The organism is Mesorhizobium sp. M0663 (genome assembly GCF_040320585.1).
In the GTDB taxonomy this organism is placed as follows: Bacteria; Pseudomonadota; Alphaproteobacteria; order Rhizobiales; family Rhizobiaceae; genus Mesorhizobium.
In genome coordinates this window covers 156,574-176,858 of sequence record NZ_JAMYPX010000007.1, presented here as the reverse complement: position 1 = coordinate 176,858, position 20,285 = coordinate 156,574, and the positions used below count along the sequence as shown (strand labels likewise).

General features: G+C 62.2%; 31 protein-coding genes. All 31 read right to left on the bottom strand.

Going from position 1 to position 20,285, the window contains the following annotated elements; genetic code table 11:
* Window positions 1-19: 19 nt before the first annotated feature.
* Window positions 20-1,507, bottom strand: coding sequence for a DegQ family serine endoprotease (locus NKI54_RS16125; protein WP_352572488.1), 1,488 nt, complete (start codon window positions 1,505-1,507; stop codon window positions 20-22).
* Window positions 1,508-1,700: 193 nt separating this feature from the next.
* Complete coding sequence (gene rplQ / locus NKI54_RS16120) at window positions 1,701-2,132, bottom strand: 50S ribosomal protein L17 (protein ID WP_023675127.1); 432 nt, start codon at window positions 2,130-2,132, stop codon at window positions 1,701-1,703.
* Between the two features lie 43 nt (window positions 2,133-2,175).
* Complete coding sequence (locus NKI54_RS16115) at window positions 2,176-3,186, bottom strand: DNA-directed RNA polymerase subunit alpha (protein WP_023675128.1); 1,011 nt, start codon at window positions 3,184-3,186, stop codon at window positions 2,176-2,178.
* A gap of 104 nt (window positions 3,187-3,290) precedes the next feature.
* Entirely contained in the window at window positions 3,291-3,680 is a 390-nt protein-coding gene (gene rpsK, locus NKI54_RS16110; RefSeq protein ID WP_006205444.1) for a 30S ribosomal protein S11, read from the bottom strand.
* A 139-nt stretch (window positions 3,681-3,819) separates the two neighbouring features.
* The gene (gene rpsM / locus NKI54_RS16105; protein WP_006205445.1) at window positions 3,820-4,188 is read right to left on the bottom strand and encodes a 30S ribosomal protein S13; all 369 of its coding nucleotides are present in this window, start codon (window positions 4,186-4,188) and stop codon (window positions 3,820-3,822) included.
* A 198-nt stretch (window positions 4,189-4,386) separates the two neighbouring features.
* Complete coding sequence (locus NKI54_RS16100; RefSeq protein ID WP_352684844.1) at window positions 4,387-4,998, bottom strand: adenylate kinase; 612 nt, start codon at window positions 4,996-4,998, stop codon at window positions 4,387-4,389.
* Window positions 4,995-6,335 carry a preprotein translocase subunit SecY gene (gene secY, locus NKI54_RS16095; protein WP_023675130.1) on the bottom strand — a complete coding sequence of 447 codons (1,341 nt, stop codon included), beginning with the start codon at window positions 6,333-6,335 and terminating at the stop codon, window positions 4,995-4,997. Before secY ends, NKI54_RS16100 begins: the two co-directional genes overlap by 4 nt.
* Window positions 6,336-6,526: 191 nt before the next feature.
* The gene (rplO, locus tag NKI54_RS16090; protein WP_352691946.1) at window positions 6,527-7,000 is read right to left on the bottom strand and encodes a 50S ribosomal protein L15; all 474 of its coding nucleotides are present in this window, start codon (window positions 6,998-7,000) and stop codon (window positions 6,527-6,529) included.
* Window positions 7,001-7,022: 22 nt separating this feature from the next.
* On the bottom strand, window positions 7,023-7,220 hold the full coding sequence (gene rpmD, locus NKI54_RS16085) for a 50S ribosomal protein L30 (RefSeq protein WP_006205449.1): 198 nt from the start codon (window positions 7,218-7,220) through the stop codon (window positions 7,023-7,025).
* 24 nt (window positions 7,221-7,244) lie between these two features.
* Window positions 7,245-7,808: a 30S ribosomal protein S5 gene (rpsE, locus tag NKI54_RS16080; protein WP_006333394.1), complete on the bottom strand. Its 564-nt coding sequence runs from the start codon at window positions 7,806-7,808 to the stop codon at window positions 7,245-7,247.
* A gap of 134 nt (window positions 7,809-7,942) precedes the next feature.
* Entirely contained in the window at window positions 7,943-8,302 is a 360-nt protein-coding gene (rplR, locus tag NKI54_RS16075) for a 50S ribosomal protein L18 (RefSeq protein WP_023675132.1), read from the bottom strand.
* A gap of 85 nt (window positions 8,303-8,387) precedes the next feature.
* Window positions 8,388-8,921 carry a 50S ribosomal protein L6 gene (gene rplF / locus NKI54_RS16070; protein WP_023675133.1) on the bottom strand — a complete coding sequence of 178 codons (534 nt, stop codon included), beginning with the start codon at window positions 8,919-8,921 and terminating at the stop codon, window positions 8,388-8,390.
* Window positions 8,922-9,010: 89 nt separating this feature from the next.
* A complete protein-coding gene (gene rpsH / locus NKI54_RS16065; protein WP_006205453.1) occupies window positions 9,011-9,409 on the bottom strand; it encodes a 30S ribosomal protein S8 in 399 nt (132 codons plus the stop codon).
* A gap of 12 nt (window positions 9,410-9,421) precedes the next feature.
* Complete coding sequence (gene rpsN / locus NKI54_RS16060; RefSeq protein ID WP_023675134.1) at window positions 9,422-9,727, bottom strand: 30S ribosomal protein S14; 306 nt, start codon at window positions 9,725-9,727, stop codon at window positions 9,422-9,424.
* 26 nt (window positions 9,728-9,753) lie between these two features.
* On the bottom strand, window positions 9,754-10,332 hold the full coding sequence (gene rplE, locus NKI54_RS16055; protein WP_008875670.1) for a 50S ribosomal protein L5: 579 nt from the start codon (window positions 10,330-10,332) through the stop codon (window positions 9,754-9,756).
* A complete protein-coding gene (gene rplX, locus NKI54_RS16050; RefSeq protein WP_254817150.1) occupies window positions 10,325-10,639 on the bottom strand; it encodes a 50S ribosomal protein L24 in 315 nt (104 codons plus the stop codon). Before rplX ends, rplE begins: the two co-directional genes overlap by 8 nt.
* Window positions 10,640-10,651: 12 nt before the next feature.
* On the bottom strand, window positions 10,652-11,020 hold the full coding sequence (gene rplN, locus NKI54_RS16045) for a 50S ribosomal protein L14 (protein WP_006205457.1): 369 nt from the start codon (window positions 11,018-11,020) through the stop codon (window positions 10,652-10,654).
* A gap of 82 nt (window positions 11,021-11,102) precedes the next feature.
* The gene (gene rpsQ / locus NKI54_RS16040; RefSeq protein ID WP_023675136.1) at window positions 11,103-11,342 is read right to left on the bottom strand and encodes a 30S ribosomal protein S17; all 240 of its coding nucleotides are present in this window, start codon (window positions 11,340-11,342) and stop codon (window positions 11,103-11,105) included.
* A gap of 11 nt (window positions 11,343-11,353) precedes the next feature.
* Window positions 11,354-11,554, bottom strand: a complete 201-nt coding sequence (rpmC, locus tag NKI54_RS16035; protein ID WP_006205459.1) for a 50S ribosomal protein L29 — start codon at window positions 11,552-11,554, stop codon at window positions 11,354-11,356.
* Window positions 11,555-11,567: 13 nt separating this feature from the next.
* On the bottom strand, window positions 11,568-11,981 hold the full coding sequence (gene rplP / locus NKI54_RS16030; RefSeq protein WP_006205460.1) for a 50S ribosomal protein L16: 414 nt from the start codon (window positions 11,979-11,981) through the stop codon (window positions 11,568-11,570).
* 27 nt (window positions 11,982-12,008) lie between these two features.
* Window positions 12,009-12,734, bottom strand: a complete 726-nt coding sequence (rpsC, locus tag NKI54_RS16025) for a 30S ribosomal protein S3 (RefSeq protein WP_023675137.1) — start codon at window positions 12,732-12,734, stop codon at window positions 12,009-12,011.
* A complete protein-coding gene (gene rplV, locus NKI54_RS16020; RefSeq protein ID WP_006205462.1) occupies window positions 12,734-13,123 on the bottom strand; it encodes a 50S ribosomal protein L22 in 390 nt (129 codons plus the stop codon). The genes rpsC and rplV overlap by 1 nt, the downstream gene beginning before the upstream one ends.
* A 2-nt stretch (window positions 13,124-13,125) precedes the next feature.
* Window positions 13,126-13,404 (bottom strand): 30S ribosomal protein S19, encoded by a 279-nt coding sequence (gene rpsS, locus NKI54_RS16015; protein ID WP_006205463.1) that lies wholly within the window; start codon window positions 13,402-13,404, stop codon window positions 13,126-13,128.
* Window positions 13,405-13,420: 16 nt separating this feature from the next.
* The gene (gene rplB, locus NKI54_RS16010) at window positions 13,421-14,254 is read right to left on the bottom strand and encodes a 50S ribosomal protein L2 (RefSeq protein WP_023675138.1); all 834 of its coding nucleotides are present in this window, start codon (window positions 14,252-14,254) and stop codon (window positions 13,421-13,423) included.
* 22 nt (window positions 14,255-14,276) lie between these two features.
* Window positions 14,277-14,570 (bottom strand): 50S ribosomal protein L23, encoded by a 294-nt coding sequence (locus tag NKI54_RS16005; RefSeq protein WP_023675139.1) that lies wholly within the window; start codon window positions 14,568-14,570, stop codon window positions 14,277-14,279.
* Window positions 14,567-15,187 carry a 50S ribosomal protein L4 gene (gene rplD, locus NKI54_RS16000; RefSeq protein WP_023675140.1) on the bottom strand — a complete coding sequence of 207 codons (621 nt, stop codon included), beginning with the start codon at window positions 15,185-15,187 and terminating at the stop codon, window positions 14,567-14,569. The genes NKI54_RS16005 and rplD overlap by 4 nt, the downstream gene beginning before the upstream one ends.
* Window positions 15,187-15,915 carry a 50S ribosomal protein L3 gene (rplC, locus tag NKI54_RS15995; protein WP_023675141.1) on the bottom strand — a complete coding sequence of 243 codons (729 nt, stop codon included), beginning with the start codon at window positions 15,913-15,915 and terminating at the stop codon, window positions 15,187-15,189. Before rplC ends, rplD begins: the two co-directional genes overlap by 1 nt.
* 96 nt (window positions 15,916-16,011) lie before the next feature.
* Window positions 16,012-16,320, bottom strand: a complete 309-nt coding sequence (rpsJ, locus tag NKI54_RS15990) for a 30S ribosomal protein S10 (protein ID WP_006205468.1) — start codon at window positions 16,318-16,320, stop codon at window positions 16,012-16,014.
* Between the two features lie 63 nt (window positions 16,321-16,383).
* The gene (gene tuf / locus NKI54_RS15985; protein ID WP_254817137.1) at window positions 16,384-17,559 is read right to left on the bottom strand and encodes an elongation factor Tu; all 1,176 of its coding nucleotides are present in this window, start codon (window positions 17,557-17,559) and stop codon (window positions 16,384-16,386) included.
* 67 nt (window positions 17,560-17,626) lie between these two features.
* Complete coding sequence (gene fusA, locus NKI54_RS15980; protein WP_023680448.1) at window positions 17,627-19,717, bottom strand: elongation factor G; 2,091 nt, start codon at window positions 19,715-19,717, stop codon at window positions 17,627-17,629.
* A 30-nt stretch (window positions 19,718-19,747) separates the two neighbouring features.
* Complete coding sequence (gene rpsG / locus NKI54_RS15975) at window positions 19,748-20,218, bottom strand: 30S ribosomal protein S7 (RefSeq protein WP_008875664.1); 471 nt, start codon at window positions 20,216-20,218, stop codon at window positions 19,748-19,750.
* Window positions 20,219-20,285 lie beyond the last annotated feature (67 nt).

Here is a 20,285-nt window from a genome sequence, read left to right as displayed (position 1 = left end):
ATCATGCTGACGTTCGGGCTCAGTAACGCAACACCTGGCGCAGTATCTGCCCGCCGCGCTCGACGGTAAAGCGCCACCAGCGCGTATCCTGCTGGGCTACCTGTTCCAGGGTCGCCGCCTTGTCGATCGTCAGGCCATTGACCTCACGCACGATGTCGCCTGGCTGGAAGCCAAAATCGGCAGCAGGCGAATCGCGGTTGATGTCGACCACGGTGACGCCTTTGACATCGGTGCGCAGACCGAGCCGTTGGGCAAGCCGTGGCGACAGTTCAGCAACCTTGGCACCGGAAAACGGACTGCGGCCGCGCAATGTGAGTTCCGCAGCTTTGGCGCCCTCAGGGGGCCGTTCCAGCGCGATGTCCATCGTCGCCTGCTGACCCTTGCTCAGAACGCCGAAGCTGGCATTCGTACCAATCGACAGCGTCGCCATCCGGTAGTCCAGCGCCCCGACGCTCTCGACCGGCTTGCCATTGAGCGACAGCACTACGTCGCCCGGCTTGAGCCCTGCCTTGGCGGCGGGTCCCGCCTCTTCGACCGAAGAAACCAGCGCGCCGGTCGGTTTGTCGATGCCAAGCGATTCGGCAATCTGCGGCGTCACCGCCTCGAACTCGGCACCGGCATACGGCCGCTCGAAGAAGTCGAGCCCGGCCTTGGCCGCGTCGGCGAAGGCGCGAACCATGTTCGAAGGGATGGCAAAGCCGATGCCGATCGAGCCGCCGCTACGGCTATAGATCGCCGTGTTGATGCCGATCAGCTGCCCTCCCATGTTGACCAGCGCGCCACCGGAATTGCCGGGGTTGATGGCGGCGTCGGTCTGGATGAAGAAGCTGGAATCGGAGACGCCGATATGGCTGCGCGCCACCGCCGAAATGATGCCGCTGGTGGTGGTCTGGCCGACACCGAACGGATTGCCGATCGCCAGCACCAGATCGCCGACCTCGAGCGCGTCGGAATCGCCGATAGCGATCACCGGGAACGGCTTGTCAGAAGAAATCTTGAGCACGGCGAGGTCGAGCGTCTCATCCTTGAGCAGCACCTTGCTGTCGAATTCGCGCCCGTCGGCGGTCGCTACCTTGACCTGGTCGGCGTCCTTGACGACGTGGAAATTGGTGACCACGACACCGGTGGGATCGACCAGCACCCCCGAACCGAGCGAAGACTGCGCGCGCGGCTGCGAGCGGCCGAAGAACTCCTCGAAGAACGGATCGCCGTCGAAGGGCGACGTCACCTTGGCGGTCTGCGAGGCGTAGACATTGACCACGGCCGGCGCCGTCTGCTTGACCAGCGGCGCGAAGGACAGTTGCACCTCCTCGCGGCCGAACGGCACGCGCTTGTCGGGGCCTGAAGTGGCGTTTTCGCCTTCGACGCCATGCAGCAGATCGGTTAGCACGTCGGACAGACCGGGATCTGGCTTGGCCTCCTCCGCCAGCGCGTGCCTGGCCGCCGGCACGACGGCCAACGCCATCAAGGCGCAGATCAGAACAATGGACAGCCGTTTAACGCGCATTCCGAATCCTCCAAGTCGGGCGCCATTGTCCTGACGATTGTGCAAAATGAAAGGCTAAGCCGCTGAAATCCGATTATTTTGGGTAGTCGCCGCAAAAACCGGTGACAAAACCCCTACCAGCCCTGCCCGGTACCTTCGGAAACAGAAAAAGGGGCCCGGAGGCCCCTTTTGAACTTCTCAGAAAAACCAAGCCTTATGCGGCTGCGGCTTCCTCTTCGGTGCCTTCGGCCTCGATGCGGGCGCGATCGCCGGCGCCCTTGGCAGAGGTGTCGCGGTCGACGAATTCGATGACGGCCATTGCGGCATTGTCACCGTGGCGGAAGCCCGCCTTCATGATGCGCAGATAGCCGCCATTGCGGGTGGCGTAGCGCGGCGCGATGGTATCGAACAGGCGCTTGACGACGCCTTCATTGCCGATCTGGGCAATCACCTGGCGGCGAGCGTGCAGGTCGCCGCGCTTGCCGAGCGTCACCAGCTTCTCGACGATCGGACGCAAATCCTTCGCCTTCGGCAGCGTGGTGAGGATCTGCTCGTGCTCGATAAGCGACACGGCAAGGTTGGCAAACATCGACTTGCGATGGCTTATGCTGCGGGCGAACCGGCGGCCTTTAAATCCGTGGCGCATGGCTCTTCTCCTTCATTGCGGGTTCAAGAGGCTCTCTCAAGCCTCAATATTGGTCTTCGTAACGCTTGGCGAGGTCTTCGATGTTTTCCGGCGGCCAGTCCGGCACTTCCATGCCGAGATGCAGGCCCATCGCCGCCAGGACTTCCTTGATCTCGTTCAGCGACTTGCGGCCGAAGTTCGGGGTGCGCAGCATCTCGGCTTCGGTCTTCTGGATCAGGTCGCCGATATAGACGATGTTGTCGTTCTTCAGGCAGTTGGCCGAACGCACCGAAAGCTCGAGCTCGTCGACCTTCTTGAGCAGCGCCGGGTTGAAGGCAAGCTCGGTAACCTGTTCGGCGGCGACTTCCTTCTGCGGCTCGTCGAAATTGACGAACAGGCCGAGCTGGTCCTGCAGGATGCGAGCGGCGAAGGCCACCGCGTCCTCGCCCGAAATCGAACCGTCGGTCTCGATGGTCATGGTCAGCTTGTCATAGTCGAGAACCTGGCCCTCGCGGGTGTTCTCGACCTTGTAGGAGACCTTCTTGACCGGCGAATACAGGCTGTCGACGGGGATCAGCCCGATCGGCGCGTCCTCGGCGCGGTTACGGTCGGCCGGCACATAGCCCTTGCCGGTATCGACGGTGAATTCCATGCGGATTTCAGCGCCTTCATCCAGCGTGCAGATGACGTGGTCGGGATTGAGGATCTCGACGTCGCCGACCGTCTGGATGTCGCCGGCGAGAACCGCGCCCGGTCCCTGCTTGCGGACGACCATGCGCTTGGGGCCGTCGCCTTCCATGCGGATGGCGATTTCCTTGATGTTCAAAACGATGTCGGTCACGTCCTCGCGGACGCCGGCGATGGACGAGAATTCATGCAGAACGCCGTCGATCTGCACGGCGGTTACAGCCGCGCCACGCAGCGAAGACAGAAGCACGCGGCGCAGCGCGTTGCCGAGGGTGAGGCCGAAGCCGCGCTCGAGCGGCTCGGCGACCAGCGTGGTCAGCGTCTTCTTCTTCGACGAGAACTCGATCTTGTTCGGCTTGATCAGTTCTTGCCAATTTTTCTGGATCATAGTGCTTTCCTTCCGTTGTCCCGCCACCATCCAATCGTGGCGGGCGACCTGGAATGCCGTGGAGGAGCGCCCTTGAGGCGCTCGCGCGGCGTTCGGTAAATTCTTTAGACGCGGCGCTTCTTGCGCGGGCGGCAGCCATTGTGCGGGATCGGCGTCACATCACGGATCGAGGTGATGGTGAAGCCGGCAGCCTGCAGCGCGCGCAGCGCCGATTCACGACCGGAGCCGGGTCCACAGACCTCGACCTCGAGCATGCGCATGCCGTGTTCCTGGGCCTTCTTGGCAACATCTTCTGCGGCCATCTGGGCAGCGAACGGGGTCGACTTGCGCGATCCCTTGAAGCCCTGGGCTCCGGCCGACGACCAGGCAATCGAGTTACCCTGCGCGTCGGTGATGGTGATCATCGTGTTGTTGAAGGTCGAATTGACGTGGGCAACGCCCGACGAGATGTTCTTGCGTTCGCGACGGCGAACACGAGCGGCTTCCTTGGCCATGATGGTCCTTTCAGTTGATCTCTACACCGCCGTAATGCCAGCGGCTCCACCAGGGAGAAGGCAGTAGGGGAATATGGCAGTAGGGCAGTATGTCTGCCGTTCCTATTGCCTTACTGCCCTACTCCCTTACTGCCCTAAATTACTTCTTCTTTCCGGCAATCGACTTAGCCGGGCCCTTGCGGGTGCGCGCATTGGTATGCGTGCGCTGACCACGAACCGGCAGCGAGCGGCGGTGACGCAGGCCGCGGTAGCAGCCGAGGTCCATGAGCCGCTTGATATTCATCGAAACTTCGCGGCGCAGGTCGCCCTCGACCTGGTAATCACGATCGATGGTCTCGCGGATCTGCAGCACTTCCGCGTCGGTCAGCTGGTTGACGCGGCGCTCGGCCGGGATGCCGACCTTGTCGACGATCTCCTGGGCGAACTTCTTGCCAATGCCGTGAATGTATTGAAGCGCGATGACGACGCGCTTGTTGGTCGGAATATTGACGCCGGCTATACGAGCCATGTTCTTCTCTTCTCCATATAGGCCGGACGAGCCGGCGCTTCAAGTTGCCCCGCGTCCGGTGGAGGCCGGCCCTTGCGGGAGTTTCCAGTTCAAAGCGGCCTGCCTTGCCCTTGCGGACAAGCAAGCCTCATGCCTGATAGGAAGACGGGCCGCCATACCCCAGCGGACCGCTCCAGTCAAGCGCAATCGTTCGATTCTCTAGCCGGCCGCCTGGCCGACTTTCCGGGTCGTCGCCCTGAGCACCGCCTCGATCTGCTGCGTCACCGCATCGATGTCGGCCATGCCATCGACGCCCCTGAGTTTGCCCTTGGCGTAGTAGTAGCCGATCAGCGGCGAGGTTTTCTTGTAATATTCCCTCAAGCGTTCTTCGAACACCGCTGGACTGTCGTCCTTGCGCACCGGCAGGCCTGCGGCCTTGGCTTCTTCGGCGCGCTTGACGATTCGGCCAACCAGCGCCTTGTCGTCGACAACAAATTCGATGACCGCGTCTAGCTCCAGTCCGCGATCCGACAGCATTTCCTCAACGGCGTCCGCTTGCACCAGAGTTCGGGGATACCCGTCAAGGATGAAGCCGTTTGCGCAATCAGCTTGATCGATGCGCTCGGCCACGATGGCGTTGACGATAGCGTCGGACACCAGTTCGCCAGCGTCCATCACCGCCTTGGCGCGCTTGCCGACTTCGGTGCCAGCCTGGACAGCAGCACGCAGCATGTCCCCCGTGGAAAGCTGTGGGATGCCGTGTCGTTCTACCAGTCTTAGTGCTTGTGTCCCCTTGCCCGCCCCCGGCGGTCCAAGCAATATCAACCTCATCTGGCCTTTTTCCCCCCGCGCAGCTTCGACTTCTTGATCAGGCCCTCATACTGGTGCGCGATCAGGTGACCCTGAATCTGCGCCACCGTATCGAGCGTTACACTGACCACGATCAGGAGCGAAGTGCCACCAAGGTAGAACGGTACGCCAGTCGCTGAAATCAGGAACTCGGGCAGCAGACACACCAGCACCAGATAAATGGCGCCGACGACGGTGATGCGGGTGAGCACATAGTCAATATAGTCCGCAGTGCGCTCGCCCGGACGATAGCCCGGGATGAAGCCCGAATGCTTCTTGAGCTGGTCGGCGGTGTCCTTCGGATTGAAGACGATCGCCGTATAGAAGAAGGCGAAGAACACGATCATCGCCGCGTAGAAGGCCATATAGAGCGGCTGGCCGTGGCCGAGCGCCGCCAGGATGGTGCTGGCCCATGCAGGCATATTGGTGGTCTGCGAGAAGCCGGCAACCGTTGCCGGAAGCAGCAGCAGCGACGAGGCGAAGATCGGCGGAATGACGCCGGAGGTGTTAAGCTTCAGCGGCAGATGCGAGGTATCGCCCTGGAACATGCGATTGCCGACCTGGCGCTTGGGATACTGGATCAGCAGGCGGCGCTGGGCGCGCTCGAAGAAGACGATCAGCGCGATGACGATGATGGCCAGCACGATGATCGCCAGGATCAGGCCGGTCGACAAGGCGCCGGTGCGGCCAAGCTCCAGCGTGCCGGAGATGGCGCGCGGCAGGCCGGCGACGATGCCGGAGAAGATGATCAGCGAAATGCCGTTGCCGATGCCGCGAGCAGTGATCTGCTCGCCAAGCCACATCAGGAACATGGTGCCGCCGACCAGCGTGACGACGGTAGAGATGCGGAAGAACATGCCGGGATCGTTGACGATGCCGTTGCCGCCCTCAAGCCCGACCGAAATGCCGTACGCCTGAACCAGCGCCAGAAGCACGGTGCCGTAGCGCGTGTACTGGTTGATGATCTTGCGGCCCTGCTCGCCTTCCTTCTTCAGCGCTTCCAGCGACGGAATGACCGAGGTCATCAGCTGCATGATGATGGAGGCCGAGATATAGGGCATGATGCCGAGGGCAAAGATCGCCATGCGCTGCACGGCGCCGCCGGCGAACATGTTGAACATGCCGAGCACGCCCTTGCTCTGCGACGAGAAGGCCTGGGCGAAAGCGTCGGGATTGATGCCGGGCAGCGGGATATAGGTGCCAAGGCGGTAGACGAGCAGCGCGCCGATGGTGAACCAGATGCGCTTCTTCAGATCCTCGGCTTTGGCGAAGGCCGAAAAATTCAGATTCGAGGCTAGTTGTTCAGCAGCCGAAGCCATGCCTGATTCTCCGCTTGGTCACGCTCGATGCCCGCAGCTCAGGCGGCGCGTGTCACCGAAGCTCACGAGATAAGCTCCGGACTGCAAACATGCAAGCGGCCGCGTTGATGCGGCCGCCACATCTGTCAGATCAAAGCACGACCGCAGGCAAAACCGAATTCCACCTTTGCCGGCCGTGCTTCAAATTGCCGTTACTCGGCGGCTGCCTTCTCAGGCCGCTTCACCGAGCCGCCGGCCTTTTCGATCTTCTCGATCGCGGCCTTGGAGGCTCCGGCCACTTCGAAGGCAAGCTTGGCCTTGATGTCGCCGTCTGAAAGGATGCGCACGCCGTCCTTGACGCGACGGATGACACCTGCCGCAACCAGCGCCTCGGCTGTTACAACTGTCTTAGCGTCGAGCTTCTTGGCATCGAGCGCCGCCTGGATGCGGGCCAGCGACACGACGGTGAAGCTCTTGGCGAAGATATTGTTGAAGCCGCGCTTCGGCAGGCGGCGGTAGAGCGGCATCTGGCCACCCTCGAAGCCGTTGACGGCGACGCCGGAGCGCGCCTTCTGGCCCTTGACGCCGCGACCGGCGGTCTTGCCCGAACCGGAACCGATGCCACGGCCGAGACGCTTCTTGGAGTGCGTCGCGCCGTCCTTGTCACGCAGATCATTGAGTTTCATCTGGGTTCTCCTGCGCTCTGGCTCAGCCCTCGTCCACGACGCGGACGAGATGCTGGACGGCAGCGATCATGCCGCGCACCGAGGGCGTATCCTCCAGCGTGCGCTGCTTGTGCATCTTGTTGAGGCCGAGGCCGACCAGCGTTGCGCGCTGCTCCTTCGGCCGGCGGATCGGCGAACCGATCTGCTCGACGGTGATGGTCTTGGTTGCTTTCTTGGCCATGGTCAGATCCCTGGTCAGCGTCGACTATTCTTCAGCCGCAACGGCGGTGCCGCGGCGGGCCTGAAGGGTCGAATACTTGATGCCGCGCGCGGCAGCCACATCCTTCGGATGCATCTGGCTCTTCAGCGCGTCGAAAGTGGCGCGAACCATGTTGTAGGGGTTCGAAGAACCCATCGACTTGGCGACCACGTCATGCATGCCGAGCGTCTCGAAAACGGCGCGCATCGGGCCGCCGGCGATGATGCCGGTACCTTGCTTGGCGGCGCGCAGCAGAACGCGTCCCGCGCCCCAGCGTCCCTCGACGTCGTGGTGCAGCGTGCGGCCTGAGCGCAGCGGCACGAAGATCATGTCGCGCTTGGCCGATTCGGTCGCCTTGCGGATCGCCTCCGGCACTTCGCGCGCCTTGCCGTGGCCGAAGCCGACGCGGCCCTTCTGGTCGCCGACGACGACAAGTGCCGCAAAGCCGAAGCGCCGGCCGCCCTTGACGACTTTGGCGACACGGTTGATGTGGACGAGCTTGTCGACCATGCCGTCGTCGCGCTCTTCGCGATCACGGCCGCGGCCGCCATCCCTACGTTCCTGTGCCATATCCTGTTCCTTGTTTTTTTCCGGAAGCACGGTTGATGATGATATCCGGCACCTCTGCGGGTCGCCGGGGCGAAAACTCTTTTTTCCTTCGCATGATCTTATCCGAAAAGTCTGCAACTTTTCGGGATCAGGCTCTAGAAGCTCAGACCACCTTCACGGGCAGCCTCGGCCAGCGCCTTGACGCGGCCGTGGTAGATATAGGCGCCGCGGTCGAAGACGACTTCCTTGACGCCGGCCTTCGAGGCGCGTTCGGCGATCAGCTTTCCGATGGCAGCTGCAGCCGCGGTGTCGGCGCCGGTCTTGAGCGAGCCCTTGAGCTCCTTCTCGAGCGTCGAAGCAGCCGCGATGGTGTGGCCCTTGGCGTCGTCGATCACCTGGACATAGATGTTCTTCGACGTGCGATGGACCGACAAGCGCGGACGATCGCCGGCAACCTTCTTGATCTGGCGGCGGACGCGCTGGGCGCGGCGTTGGGTGGATTCTTTCGAGCCCATGATATCAGTTCCTTGCCTTCAAAAAACGGGGGCAACCATATGCGGTAGGACGAGCCTCCCGCGACCGCTCCCCGCGGCGTTAAAATTACTTCTTCTTGCCTTCCTTGCGGACGATCTTCTCGCCAGCATAGCGAACGCCCTTGCCCTTGTAGGGCTCGGGGCTACGATACTCGCGGATCTCGGCGGCGACCTGGCCGACCTGCTGCTTGTCGATGCCGGTCACCGTGATTTCCGTCGGCTTCGGCACCGAAATCGTCACGCCCTGCGGCGTCTCGTAGACGACGTCATGGCTGAAGCCGAGCGCCAGCTGCAGGTTCTTGCCTTGCATGGCGGCACGATAGCCGACGCCGGTGATCTCGAGCTTCTTTTCGAAGCCGTCCTTGACGCCCTGCAGGATGTTGACGATCTGCGTGCGTGACATGCCCCACTTGGAACGGGCAGTCTTGGTCTGGTCGCGCGGCTGGACAGCGATCTCGCTGCCTTCCATCTTGACCAGCACTTCGTCGTTCACCACGAACTTCAGCTCGCCCTTCGGACCCTTCGCCGTCACGGTCTGGCCGTTGACGGTCGCGGTCACGCCCTGCGGCAGCGAAACGGGTTTCTTTCCAATACGAGACATTTTGTTGTCCTCGTCACTTCTCTTGTTTCAGGTCTCGGCTTTCGGGACTAGATCCCGAAAACCTGTTTCCAACCGGGTCACATACCAGATCAGAAGATCTGGCAGAGGATTTCCCCGCCGACATTCTGTTCACGCGCTTCGTGGTCGGCCATCACGCCCTTCGGCGTCGAAAGGATGGCGATGCCGAGGCCGTTGGCGACGTGCGGTATCGACTTGGCCGAAACGTAGACGCGGCGGCCGGGCTTCGAGACCCGAGCGATTTCGCGCACCACCGGCGCACCATCGAAATACTTCAGCTCGATCTCGATTTCGGACTTGCCGTTGTCGAAGTCGGTCTGGCTGTAGTCGCGGATATAGCCTTCCGCCTTCAGCACGTCGAGGACGCGGGTACGCAGGCGCGAGGCCGGCGTCGAAACGCTCGACTTCTTGCGGCCATACGCGTTGCGGATGCGGGTCAGCATATCGCCGAGAGGATCGCTCAATGACATGTTATGTCCTCCTTACCAGCTCGACTTGACCAGGCCCGGGATCTGGCCGTTATTGCCGAGATCACGAAGCGCGATACGCGATACTTTGAGCTTGCGATAATAGGCACGCGGACGTCCGGTGACTTCGCAGCGGTTGCGAATGCGGGTCTTGGCCGAGTTGCGCGGCAGCGCCGAAAGCTTCAGCTGGGCGCGGAAGCGCTCTTCCATCGGCTTGGACTGATCCATGATGATCGCCTTGAGCACCTTGCGCTTGGCAGCGAACTGGTCCGCAAGCTTGCGGCGCCTGTTGTTCTTCTCGACTGAGCTGGTCTTTGCCATTTCAGATTTTCCTTTTCTCGCTGCCGTTACTGGCGGAAGGGGAAGTTGAAGGCCTTGAGCAATGCCCTGGCTTCGTCGTCCGTCTTCGCAGTCGTACAAACGATGACGTCCATGCCCCAGATCTGATCAACCTTGTCGTAGTTGATCTCCGGAAACACGATGTGTTCCTTGATGCCCATGGCATAGTTGCCACGGCCATCGAAGCTCTTCGGATTAAGTCCGCGAAAGTCGCGGACGCGCGGCAGTGCGATGTTCACGAGGCGGTCGAGGAACTCGTACATGCGTTCCTTGCGTAGCGTGACCTTGGCGCCGATCGGCATCTTCTCGCGGACCTTGAAGCCGGCGATCGAATTGCGGGCGCGGGTGACAACGGCCTTCTGGCCGGCGATCATCGCAAGGTCTTCCGCCGCGATCGAAGGCTTCTTCGAATCGCCGGTCGCCTCGCCGACGCCCATGTTCAGCACGATCTTGTCGATGCGCGGAACCTGCATCTCGTTCTCGTAGCCGAACTGCTCCTGCAGCGCCTTGCGGATGGTCTCGTTGTAGACCTGCTTGAGGCGCGGCGTGTTCTGGGCAGTTGCCTGCTTGGTTTGAGCCTTAGCCATTGATGACTTCTCCCGAGCGCTTGGCGACGCGCACCTTCTTGCCGTCCTTCTGGAAGATGAAGCCGACGCGGGTCGGCTTGCCATCCTTGGGGTCGGCCAGCGCGATGTTCGACAGCTGGATCGGCGCTTCCTTGGTGATGATCCCGCCCTCTTGGGACTGGGACTGCTTCTGGTGACGACGGATCAGGTTGACGCCGCGCACCAGCGCGGTGTCATCCTTCGGCTGTACCGAAAGGACTTCGCCCGAACGGCCCTTGTCCTTGCCGGCCAGCACGACGACCTTGTCGCCTTTTCTAATCTTTTGCATTGGTCCGGCTCCTTACAGCACTTCAGGCGCGAGCGAGATGATCTTCATGTGGTTCTTGGCGCGGAGTTCGCGCGGAACCGGTCCGAAGATACGCGTGCCGATCGGCTCTTTCTTGTTGTCGACGAGAACGGCTGCGTTCTTGTCGAAACGGATCACGCTGCCGTCCGGGCGGCGGATGTCCTTGGCCGTGCGAACCACGACCGCCTTCATCACATCGCCCTTCTTGACGCGGCCGCGCGGGATGGCTTCCTTGATCGACACCACGATGATGTCGCCCACGGAAGCGTATTTCCGCTTCGAGCCGCCCAGCACCTTGATGCACATGACACGACGGGCACCGGAATTATCCGCGACGTCGAGGTTTGTTTGCATCTGAATCATGACTGGCCGCCTTCTTCTTTTCTAACGGGACGGGTCTCTCACCCCTCCCCGGTCTGTCCAAAATTCGTTTCGTTGGCCCTGATCAGGCCTGGTCCGAAGACACCACGACCCAGCGCTTGTCCTTGGAAATCGGCTTCGATTCCTGGATGAACACCTGATCGCCGACCTTGTGGGCGTTGTTCTCGTCGTGCGCCTTGTACTTCTTGGTCATGCGCACGGTCTTCTTCATCACGGGATGCGTGAAGCGCCGTTCGACCTTGACGACAACCGTCTTCTCGTTCTTGTCGCTGACGACGGTGCCCTGCAGAATGCGCTTTGGCATGGTTTTCGTCCTTAAGCCTTCTTGGCCGCGGACTTTTCCGCAGCGATGGTCTTGATACGCGCAATGTCCTTGCGGACCTGCCTCACGCGCGCGGTCTTCTCAAGCTGGCCGGTGGCCTTCTGGAAGCGCAGGTTGAACTGCTCCTTCTTCAGGCTGGCCAGGTCGTCGGTCAGCTGGTCCTGGGTCTTGGTCCGGATGTCTTCGGCTTTCATGATCAGCCCGTCCTTATTCTGCGATGCGCTGTACGAAGCGCGTCCTGACCGAGAGCTTGGCCGCGCCGAGACGCAGCGCCTCACGGGCGGTTTCCTCGTTGACGCCGTCGATCTCGAACATGATGCGGCCCGGCTTGACGCGTGCCGCCCAGTAGTCGACCGCGCCCTTGCCCTTACCCATACGGACTTCGGTCGGCTTCGACGTCACCGGCACGTCCGGGAAGATACGGATCCACACGCGGCCGGCACGCTTCATCTCGCGGGTGATCGCGCGGCGGGCCGCCTCGATCTCACGCGCGGTGACGCGGTTCGGCTCAAGCGCCTTCAGCCCGAAACCACCGAAATCCAGGTTGGTGCCGCCCTTGGCGGTACCGTGGATGCGGCCCTTGAACTGCTTGCGGAACTTTGTGCGCTTTGGCTGCAGCATCGTTCTAACTCCAAATTCCTAAATGTCTTACGCGTTTTCGCGACGGCGACCGCGTTCGCGCTCACCACCACCGCCATGCGCATGATCGCCCTCGGTGGCGCGGCGCTCCGAAGCCATCGGGTCGTGCTCGAGGATCTCGCCCTTGAACACCCAGACCTTGACGCCGCAGATGCCGTAGGCCGTATTCGCCTCGGCCGTGCCGTAGTCGACGTCGGCACGCAGCGTATGCAGCGGCACGCGGCCTTCACGATACCATTCCATGCGCGCGATCTCGGCGCCGCCGAGACGGCCGGCGCAGTTGATGCGGATGCCTTCGGCACCGAGGCGCATCGCCGACTGCACGGCACGCTTCATGGCGCGGCGGAACGCGATGCGGCGCTCGAGCTGCTGGGCGATCGACTGGGCGACCAAGGTCGCGTCGATCTCCGGCTTGCGCACTTCGACGATGTTCAGATGCGTCTCGGACTTGGTCATCTCCATCAGCTTCTTGCGAAGCTTCTCGATGTCGGCGCCCTTCTTGCCGATGATCAGGCCCGGACGCGCCGCATGGATGGTGACGCGGCACTTCTTGTGCGGACGCTCGATCACGACCTTCGAGATCGCAGCCTGCTTGAGTTCCTTCTCAAGATATTTGCGGATCTTGATGTCCTCGTGCAGCAGCTTGCCGTACTCGCCGGTGTTCGCGAACCAGCGCGAATCCCAGGTGCGGTTGATGCCGAGACGCAGACCGATCGGATTGACTTTCTGGCCCATTATGCGGCCTCCCCTTTTTCTTCGACTTCACGAACGACGATCGTGAGGTGCGAGAACGGCTTCTCGATACGGCTGGCGCGCCCACGGCCACGGGCATGGAACCGCTTCATGACGATCGACTTGCCGACATAGGCTTCCGCCACGATCAGCGCATCGACGTCGAGGTCGTGGTTGTTTTCCGCGTTGGCGATCGCCGATTCCAGCGTCTTCTTGACCGTGCCGGAAATCCGCTTGGCCGAGAATTCGAGGTCGGAAAGCGCTGTCGCGACCTTCTTGCCGCGGATCAACGCGGCAACCAGGTTCAGCTTCTGCGGGCTGATACGGATCGTGCGCAACACGGCGCGCGCTTCGTTGTCAGCAAGCCTGCGCGGAGCTTTGGCCTTGCCCATGATTATTTCCTCTTCGCCTTCTTATCCGCGCCGTGACCGTAATAGGTCCGGGTCGGAGCGAATTCACCGAACTTGTGACCGACCATGTCCTCGTTCACCGAGACGGGAACGTGCTTCTGGCCGTTGTAGACACCGAAGGTGAAGCCGACGAACTGCGGCAGGATGGTGGAGCGACGGCTCCACATCTTGATCACCTCATTGCGACCACCTTCACGAACCTTGTCCACCTTCTTCAGAAGGTAGCCGTCGATGAAGGGGCCTTTCCAAATCGAACGAGTCACTTGGCGTTACCTCTTCTTAGCTCTTGCGCTGATGGCGCGAGCGCAGGATGAACTTGTCGGTCGCCTTGTTGGACCGCGTCTTCTTGCCCTTGGTCGGCTTGCCCCAGGGCGAAACCGGATGGCGGCCACCCGAGGTGCGGCCTTCGCCGCCGCCATGTGGATGGTCGACCGGGTTCATGGTCACGCCGCGATTGTGCGGACGTTTGCCGCGCCACACGGTGCGGCCTGCCTTGCCGTCATTGATGTTGCCGTGGTCCGGGTTAGACACGGCGCCGACAGTGGCCATGCAGGAGCCGTGGACGACACGCTGCTCGCCCGAATTGAGGCGCAGGATCGCCATGCCCTGGTCGCGGCCGACGAGCTGGCCATAACCGCCGGCCGAACGGGCGACCTGAGCGCCCTTGCCGGGCTTCAGCTCGATATTGTGGACGATCGTGCCGACCGGCATCGAAGCCAGCGGCATCGCGTTGCCCGGCTTCACGTCGACCGATTCACCGGCCACGATCTTGTCGCCGGGAGCCAGACGCTGCGGGGCGATGATGTAGGACAGCTCGCCATCGTCATACTTGATCAGCGCGATGAAGGCGGTGCGGTTCGGATCGTACTCGATACGCTCGACCGTGCCGACGACGTCGAACTTGCGGCGCTTGAAGTCGATGATACGGTAGGTGCGCTTGTGACCGCCGCCGATGAAGCGGGCCGTGATGCGGCCGTAATTGTTGCGGCCGCCCGACTTGGTCAGGCCTTCGGTCAGGCCCTTGACGGGCTTGCCCTTGTAGAGGCCCGAGCGGTCGACGATGACCAGCTGACGGGTGCTCGGCGTTACCGGGTTGAATTTTTTCAGTGCCATTGTTCTGTCCTCGCGACCTTGCTCAGAGACCCGTCGCGACGTCGATCGACTGGCCTTCGGCCAGCGTCACAACCGCCTTCTTGACGTCGCTCTGGCGGCCGATCGTGCCGCGGAAGCGCTTGATCTTGCCCTTGCGGACAAGCGTGTTCACGGCCATCACCTTGACGCCGAACAGCGCTTCGACGGCGGCCTTGATTTCCGGCTTCGACGCCTTCTTGGCGACATTGAAGACGACCTGGTTCTGCTCGGAAGCCATGGTCGACTTTTCGGTGATCGCCGGCGAGACGATCACGTCGTAATGACGAAGGTCGGTCATTTGAAGCGCTCCTCGAGAGCCTCGACGGCGGCCTTGGAAAGGACCAGCGTGCCGCGGCGCAGAATGTCGTAGACGTTGATGCCCTGGATGGGCAGCACGTCGATGTTCGGGATGTTGGTCGCCGCCAGCTTGAAATTCTTGTCAAGCTCGGCGCCGCCGATCACCAGGGCGTTGCTCAGGCCCAGCGTCGCGAAATTCGCGATCAGCGCCTTGGTCTTGGCCTCGGTCAGCTTCAGCTCGTCGATGATGATGATCGACGCGCTCTTGGCCTTGGCCGAAAGCGCATGCTTGAGGCCGAGTGCACGCACCTTCTTCGGCAGATCGTGCTCGTGGCTGCGAACGACCGGGCCATGGGCCTTGCCGCCGCCGCGGAACTGCGGAGCGCGAGCCGAATGGTGACGGGCGCGGCCGGTACCCTTCTGCTTGTACATCTTGGCGCCGGTGCGGGCGATTTCCGCGCGACCCTTGGCCTTGTGGGTGCCCTGCTGCTTCTTGGCAAGCTGCCAGCGCACGACGCGCTGCAGGATGTCCTCGCGCGGATCGAGGCCGAAAATCTCTTCGGAGAGCTTCAGCTTGCCGGCGTCCTTGCCGCCAAGCGTTGTAATCTTGAGGTCCATTATTCCGCTCCCTCTGTGGCCGGCGCCTCGTTCGTGGCGGCACCGTCAGTCGCAACGGCGCGGATCGCGGCGGGCTTCGGCGCATTGGCCGGAAGCGCCACCTTGGCCGCGTCGCGGACCAGGATCCATGCACCCTTCGAACCCGGGACCGCACCGCGGATCAGGATCAGGCCGCGATCGGCGTCGGTCGAGACGACCTCGACATTCTGCGTGGTGACGCGGGTGTCGCCCATGTGGCCGGCCATATGCTTGCCCTTGAACACCTTGCCCGGATCCTGGCGCTGGCCGGTCGAGCCGTGTGTACGGTGCGACACCGAGTTGCCGTGCGTCGCGCGGCCGCCACCCATGTGGTGCCGCTTGATGACGCCCTGGAAACCCTTGCCGATCGTGGTTCCCGTCACATCGACCTTCTGGCCGACGACGAAGTGCTCGACGGTGATCTCGGCGCCAACATCGATCATGTTGTCGGCGGAGACGCGGAACTCGGCAACCTTGGCCTTGGGCTCGACGGAAGCGGTCGCGAAATGGCCGCGCATCGCCTTCGACGTGTTCTTCACCTTGGCAAGGCCAACGCCGAGCTGGACGGCGGTATAGCCGTTCTTCTCCTGCGTGCGCTGCGCCACGACCTGGCAGTTCTCCATCTGGAGAACAGTGACGGGAACATGTTCCCCGGCATCGTTGTAGATGCGGGTCATTCCCACCTTCTTTGCAATCACACCTGAACGCATCGGTTCAATTCCTTTAGAGTTCCCTGTCGGGGCTGTCGCCCCTCCACGCCTCTTGTTCCTTCAGAGTTGCGGGTCGCCCCGCTGACCTCTGGTTCCTTAGAGCTTGATCTCGACGTCGACACCGGCGGCCAGGTCGAGCTTCATCAAAGCATCGACCGTCTGCGGGGTCGGGTCGACGATGTCGAGCAGACGCTTGTGCGTGCGCATCTCGAACTGCTCGCGGCTCTTCTTGTCGACGTGAGGCGACCGGTTGACCGTGAACTTTTCGATCCGCGTCGGCAGCGGAATGGGGCCGCGGACGTTGGCGCCGGTGCGCTTGGCGGTCGACACGATTTCCCGTGTCGAGGCGTCGAGCACCCGGTGATCAAACGCCTTCAGGCGGATGCGGATATTCTGTCCGTTCATGCGTCACTTCCTTGTTCTGGCGCGGCGCGGGCAGCGCCCGCGACAGATCGGTTTAAGTCCAAATTACTCTTTGATGGTGACGACGATGCCGGCACCGACGGTGCGGCCGCCTTCACGGATGGCGAAGCGCAGCTTCTCTTCCATGGCGATCGGCACGATCAGCTCGACATCGACGGTGATGTTGTCGCCCGGCATCACCATCTCGGTGCCTTCCGGCAGCGACACGATGCCGGTCACGTCCGTCGTGCGGAAATAGAACTGCGGACGGTAGTTGGTGAAGAACGGCGTGTGGCGGCCGCCCTCGTCCTTGGTCAGGATGTAGGCTTCGGCAACGAACTTCTTGTGCGGCTTGACGGTGCCGGGCTTGGCCAGGACCTGGCCGCGCTCGACGCCCTCACGGTCGACACCGCGCAACAGCGCGCCGATGTTGTCGCCGGCCTGGCCCTGGTCGAGCAGCTTGCGGAACATCTCGACGCCCGTGCAGGTCGTCTTGGTGGTCGGACGGATGCCGACGATCTCCAGCTCCTCGCCGACCTTGACCACGCCGCGCTCGACGCGGCCGGTCACAACCGTGCCGCGGCCCGAGATCGAGAACACGTCCTCGATCGGCATCAGGAACGGCTTGTCGAGCGGACGCACCGGCGTCGGAATGTAGGCATCGACCGCAGCCATCAGTTCGCGGATGGCGTCCTCGCCGATCTTCTTGTCGGAATCTTCAAGTGCGGCAAGCGCCGAACCCTTGACGATCGGAATGTCATCGCCGGGGAACTCGTTCTTGGTCAAAAGCTCACGCACCTCGAGCTCGACCAGCTCGAGCAGCTCGGCGTCGTCGACCTGGTCGACCTTGTTCAAGAACACCACGATCGAGGGCACGCCGACCTGGCGGGCGAGCAGGATGTGCTCACGCGTCTGCGGCATCGGGCCGTCGGCGGCCGACACCACCAGGATCGCGCCGTCCATCTGCGCGGCACCGGTGATCATGTTCTTCACATAGTCGGCGTGGCCGGGGCAGTCGACATGGGCATAGTGGCGGTTGGCGGTCTCGTATTCGACGTGCGCCGTCGAAATGGTGATGCCGCGGGCCTTCTCTTCGGGCGCCGCATCGATCTGGTCGTAGCGCTTGTATTCGCCAAAATACTTGGTGATCGCCGCCGTCAGCGACGTCTTGCCATGGTCGACGTGACCAATCGTGCCAATGTTCACATGAGGCTTAGTGCGCTCGAATTTACCTTTTGCCATGTGATCTCTCCATTCCTGCCAGCCCGTGCGGGCCTTGAATTAAGTTACTGATGCAACTCGTTTCGAGTTACGCGTATTTCTTCTGGACTTCCTGGGCGACCGCGGTCGGGACCGGCTCGTAGTGGTCGAACTGCATCGTGTAGGCCGCGCGGCCCTGGCTCATGGAGCGAAGGTTGTCCACGTATTTGAACATGTTGGCGAGCGGCACCATCGCGTTGATGACCACAGCCACGCCACGGGCTTCCTGGCCCTGGATCTGGCCGCGACGGCCGTTCAGGTCGCCGATAACGCTGCCGACGTAATCTTCCGGCGTCACCACTTCGACCTTCATGATCGGCTCGAGCAACTGCACGCCAAGCTTGGGCGCTGCTTCACGGAAGCAGGCGCGGCCGGCGATTTCGAAGGCCAGAACCGACGAGTCCACGTCGTGGTAGGCGCCATCGATCAGCGTCGCCTTGACGCCGATCATCGGGAAGCCGGCGAACGGGCCCGAGGTCATGACGCTGTTGATGCCCTTTTCGACACCGGGGATGTATTCCTTCGGCACAGCGCCGCCGACGATCTTGGTTTCGAACTCGAATTCGCTGCTTTCCGGATTCGGCTCGAACAGTATCTTGACGCGGGCGAACTGGCCGGTACCGCCGGTCTGCTTCTTGTGCGTGTAGTCCTGCTCGTGCTTGCGGGTGATCGTCTCGCGGTAGGCCACCTGCGGCGCGCCGACATTGGCCTCGACCTTGAACTCGCGGCGCATGCGGTCGACGATGATGTCGAGGTGAAGCTCGCCCATGCCGGAAATGATCGTCTGGCCCGATTCCTCGTCGGTCTTGACGCGGAAGGACGGATCCTCGGCGGCCAGGCGGTGAAGGGCGAGACCCATCTTTTCCTGGTCGTTCTTGGTCTTCGGCTCGATGGCGATCTGGATGACCGGATCGGGGAATTCCATGCGCTCGAGGATGACCGGATGCAGCGGATCACTGAGCGTGTCGCCGGTGGTGGTGTCCTTGAGACCAGCGAGGGCGACGATGTCGCCGGCAAACGCCTCTTCCACGTCGGCGCGCGAATTCGCATGCATCTGCAACATGCGGCCGATGCGCTCTTTCTTGCCCTTCACGGTGTTGTCGACCGAGATGCCCTTGGTGAGCTTGCCCGAATAGATGCGGGCAAAGGTGAGCGAACCGACGAACGGGTCGTTCATGATCTTGAAGGCAAGCATCGACAGCGGCTCGTTGTCGTCTGCATGACGCTCGATCTCGGCGTCGGTCTTGGCGTCGACGCCCTTGATGGCCGGGACATCGGCCGGCGACGGCAGATATTCGACGACGGCGTCGAGCAGCGGCTGCACGCCCTTGTTCTTGAAGGCCGAGCCGCAGAACATCGGATAGAACTTCACCGCGATCGTGCCCTTGCGGATGAGCGCACGGATCTCGTCGTTGCTCGGCATCTTGCCTTCGAGGTAATTCTCGAGCGCCGTCTCGTCCATTTCGACGGCGGCCTCGATCATCTTCTCGCGGTATTCTTCGGCACGAGCCTTGAGGTCGGCAGGGATCTCGACGATGTCCCAGGCAGCGCCCAGCGTCTCGTCGCGCCAGACCAGCGCGTTCATCTCGACGAGGTCGACGACACCCTTGAACTCGGTCTCGGCGCCGATCGGCAGCTGCATGACGACGGCATGCGCACCTAGGCGCGAACCGATCATCTCGACCGAGCGGTAAAAGTCGGCGCCGATCTTGTCCATCTTGTTGCAGAAGATCATGCGCGGCACGCGGTACTTGTCAGCCTGACGCCAGACGGTTTCCGTCTGCGGCTCGACACCGGCATTGGCGTCGAGCAGCGCGATGGCGCCGTCAAGCACGCGCAGCGAACGCTCGACCTCAATGGTGAAGTCGACGTGGCCGGGGGTGTCGATGATGTTGAAGCGGTGCATCTTGCCGTCGCGACCCTTCCAGAAGGTCGTGGTCGCGGCGGACGTGATGGTAATGCCGCGCTCCTGCTCCTGCTCCATCCAATCCATGGTCGCAGCGCCGTCGTGGACTTCCCCGATCTTGTGCGACTTGCCCGTGTAATAGAGGACGCGCTCGGTGGTCGTCGTCTTGCCGGCGTCGATATGCGCCATGATACCGAAATTGCGGTAGTCTTCGATTTTATATTCGCGGGCCATGGGAGGTGCCTCTTCAGTCTCGTTCGCGCTTTACCAGCGGTAGTGCGCGAAAGCGCGGTTGGCTTCTGCCATCTTGTGGGTGTCTTCACGCTTCTTGACGGCGGTGCCGCGGTTGTTGGCCGCATCCATCAGCTCGCCGGAGAGGCGGTCGACCATAGTGGTCTCGTTGCGGTTGCGGGCGGCGGCGATCAGCCAGCGGATGGCCAATGCCTGACGGCGCTCGGGGCGCACGTCGACCGGAACCTGGTAGGTGGCGCCGCCGACGCGGCGCGAACGCACTTCCACATGCGGCGCGACATTGTCGAGCGCCTGATGGAAGACGGTGACCGGCTCCTGCTTGGTCTTGGACTGAACCTGGTCGAGCGCGCCGTAGACGATGGTCTCGGCAACCGACTTCTTGCCGTCATACATGACGGCGTTCATGAACTTGGTGACGATCAGATCGCCGAACTTCGGGTCCGGATTGATCTCACGCTTTTCTGCACTGTGACGACGGGACATTTTTTCTCTGCCTCAATTCTACGCGGTGGCCTGGATCCCGGATCGTCGCTTGACGCCGCCCGGAACG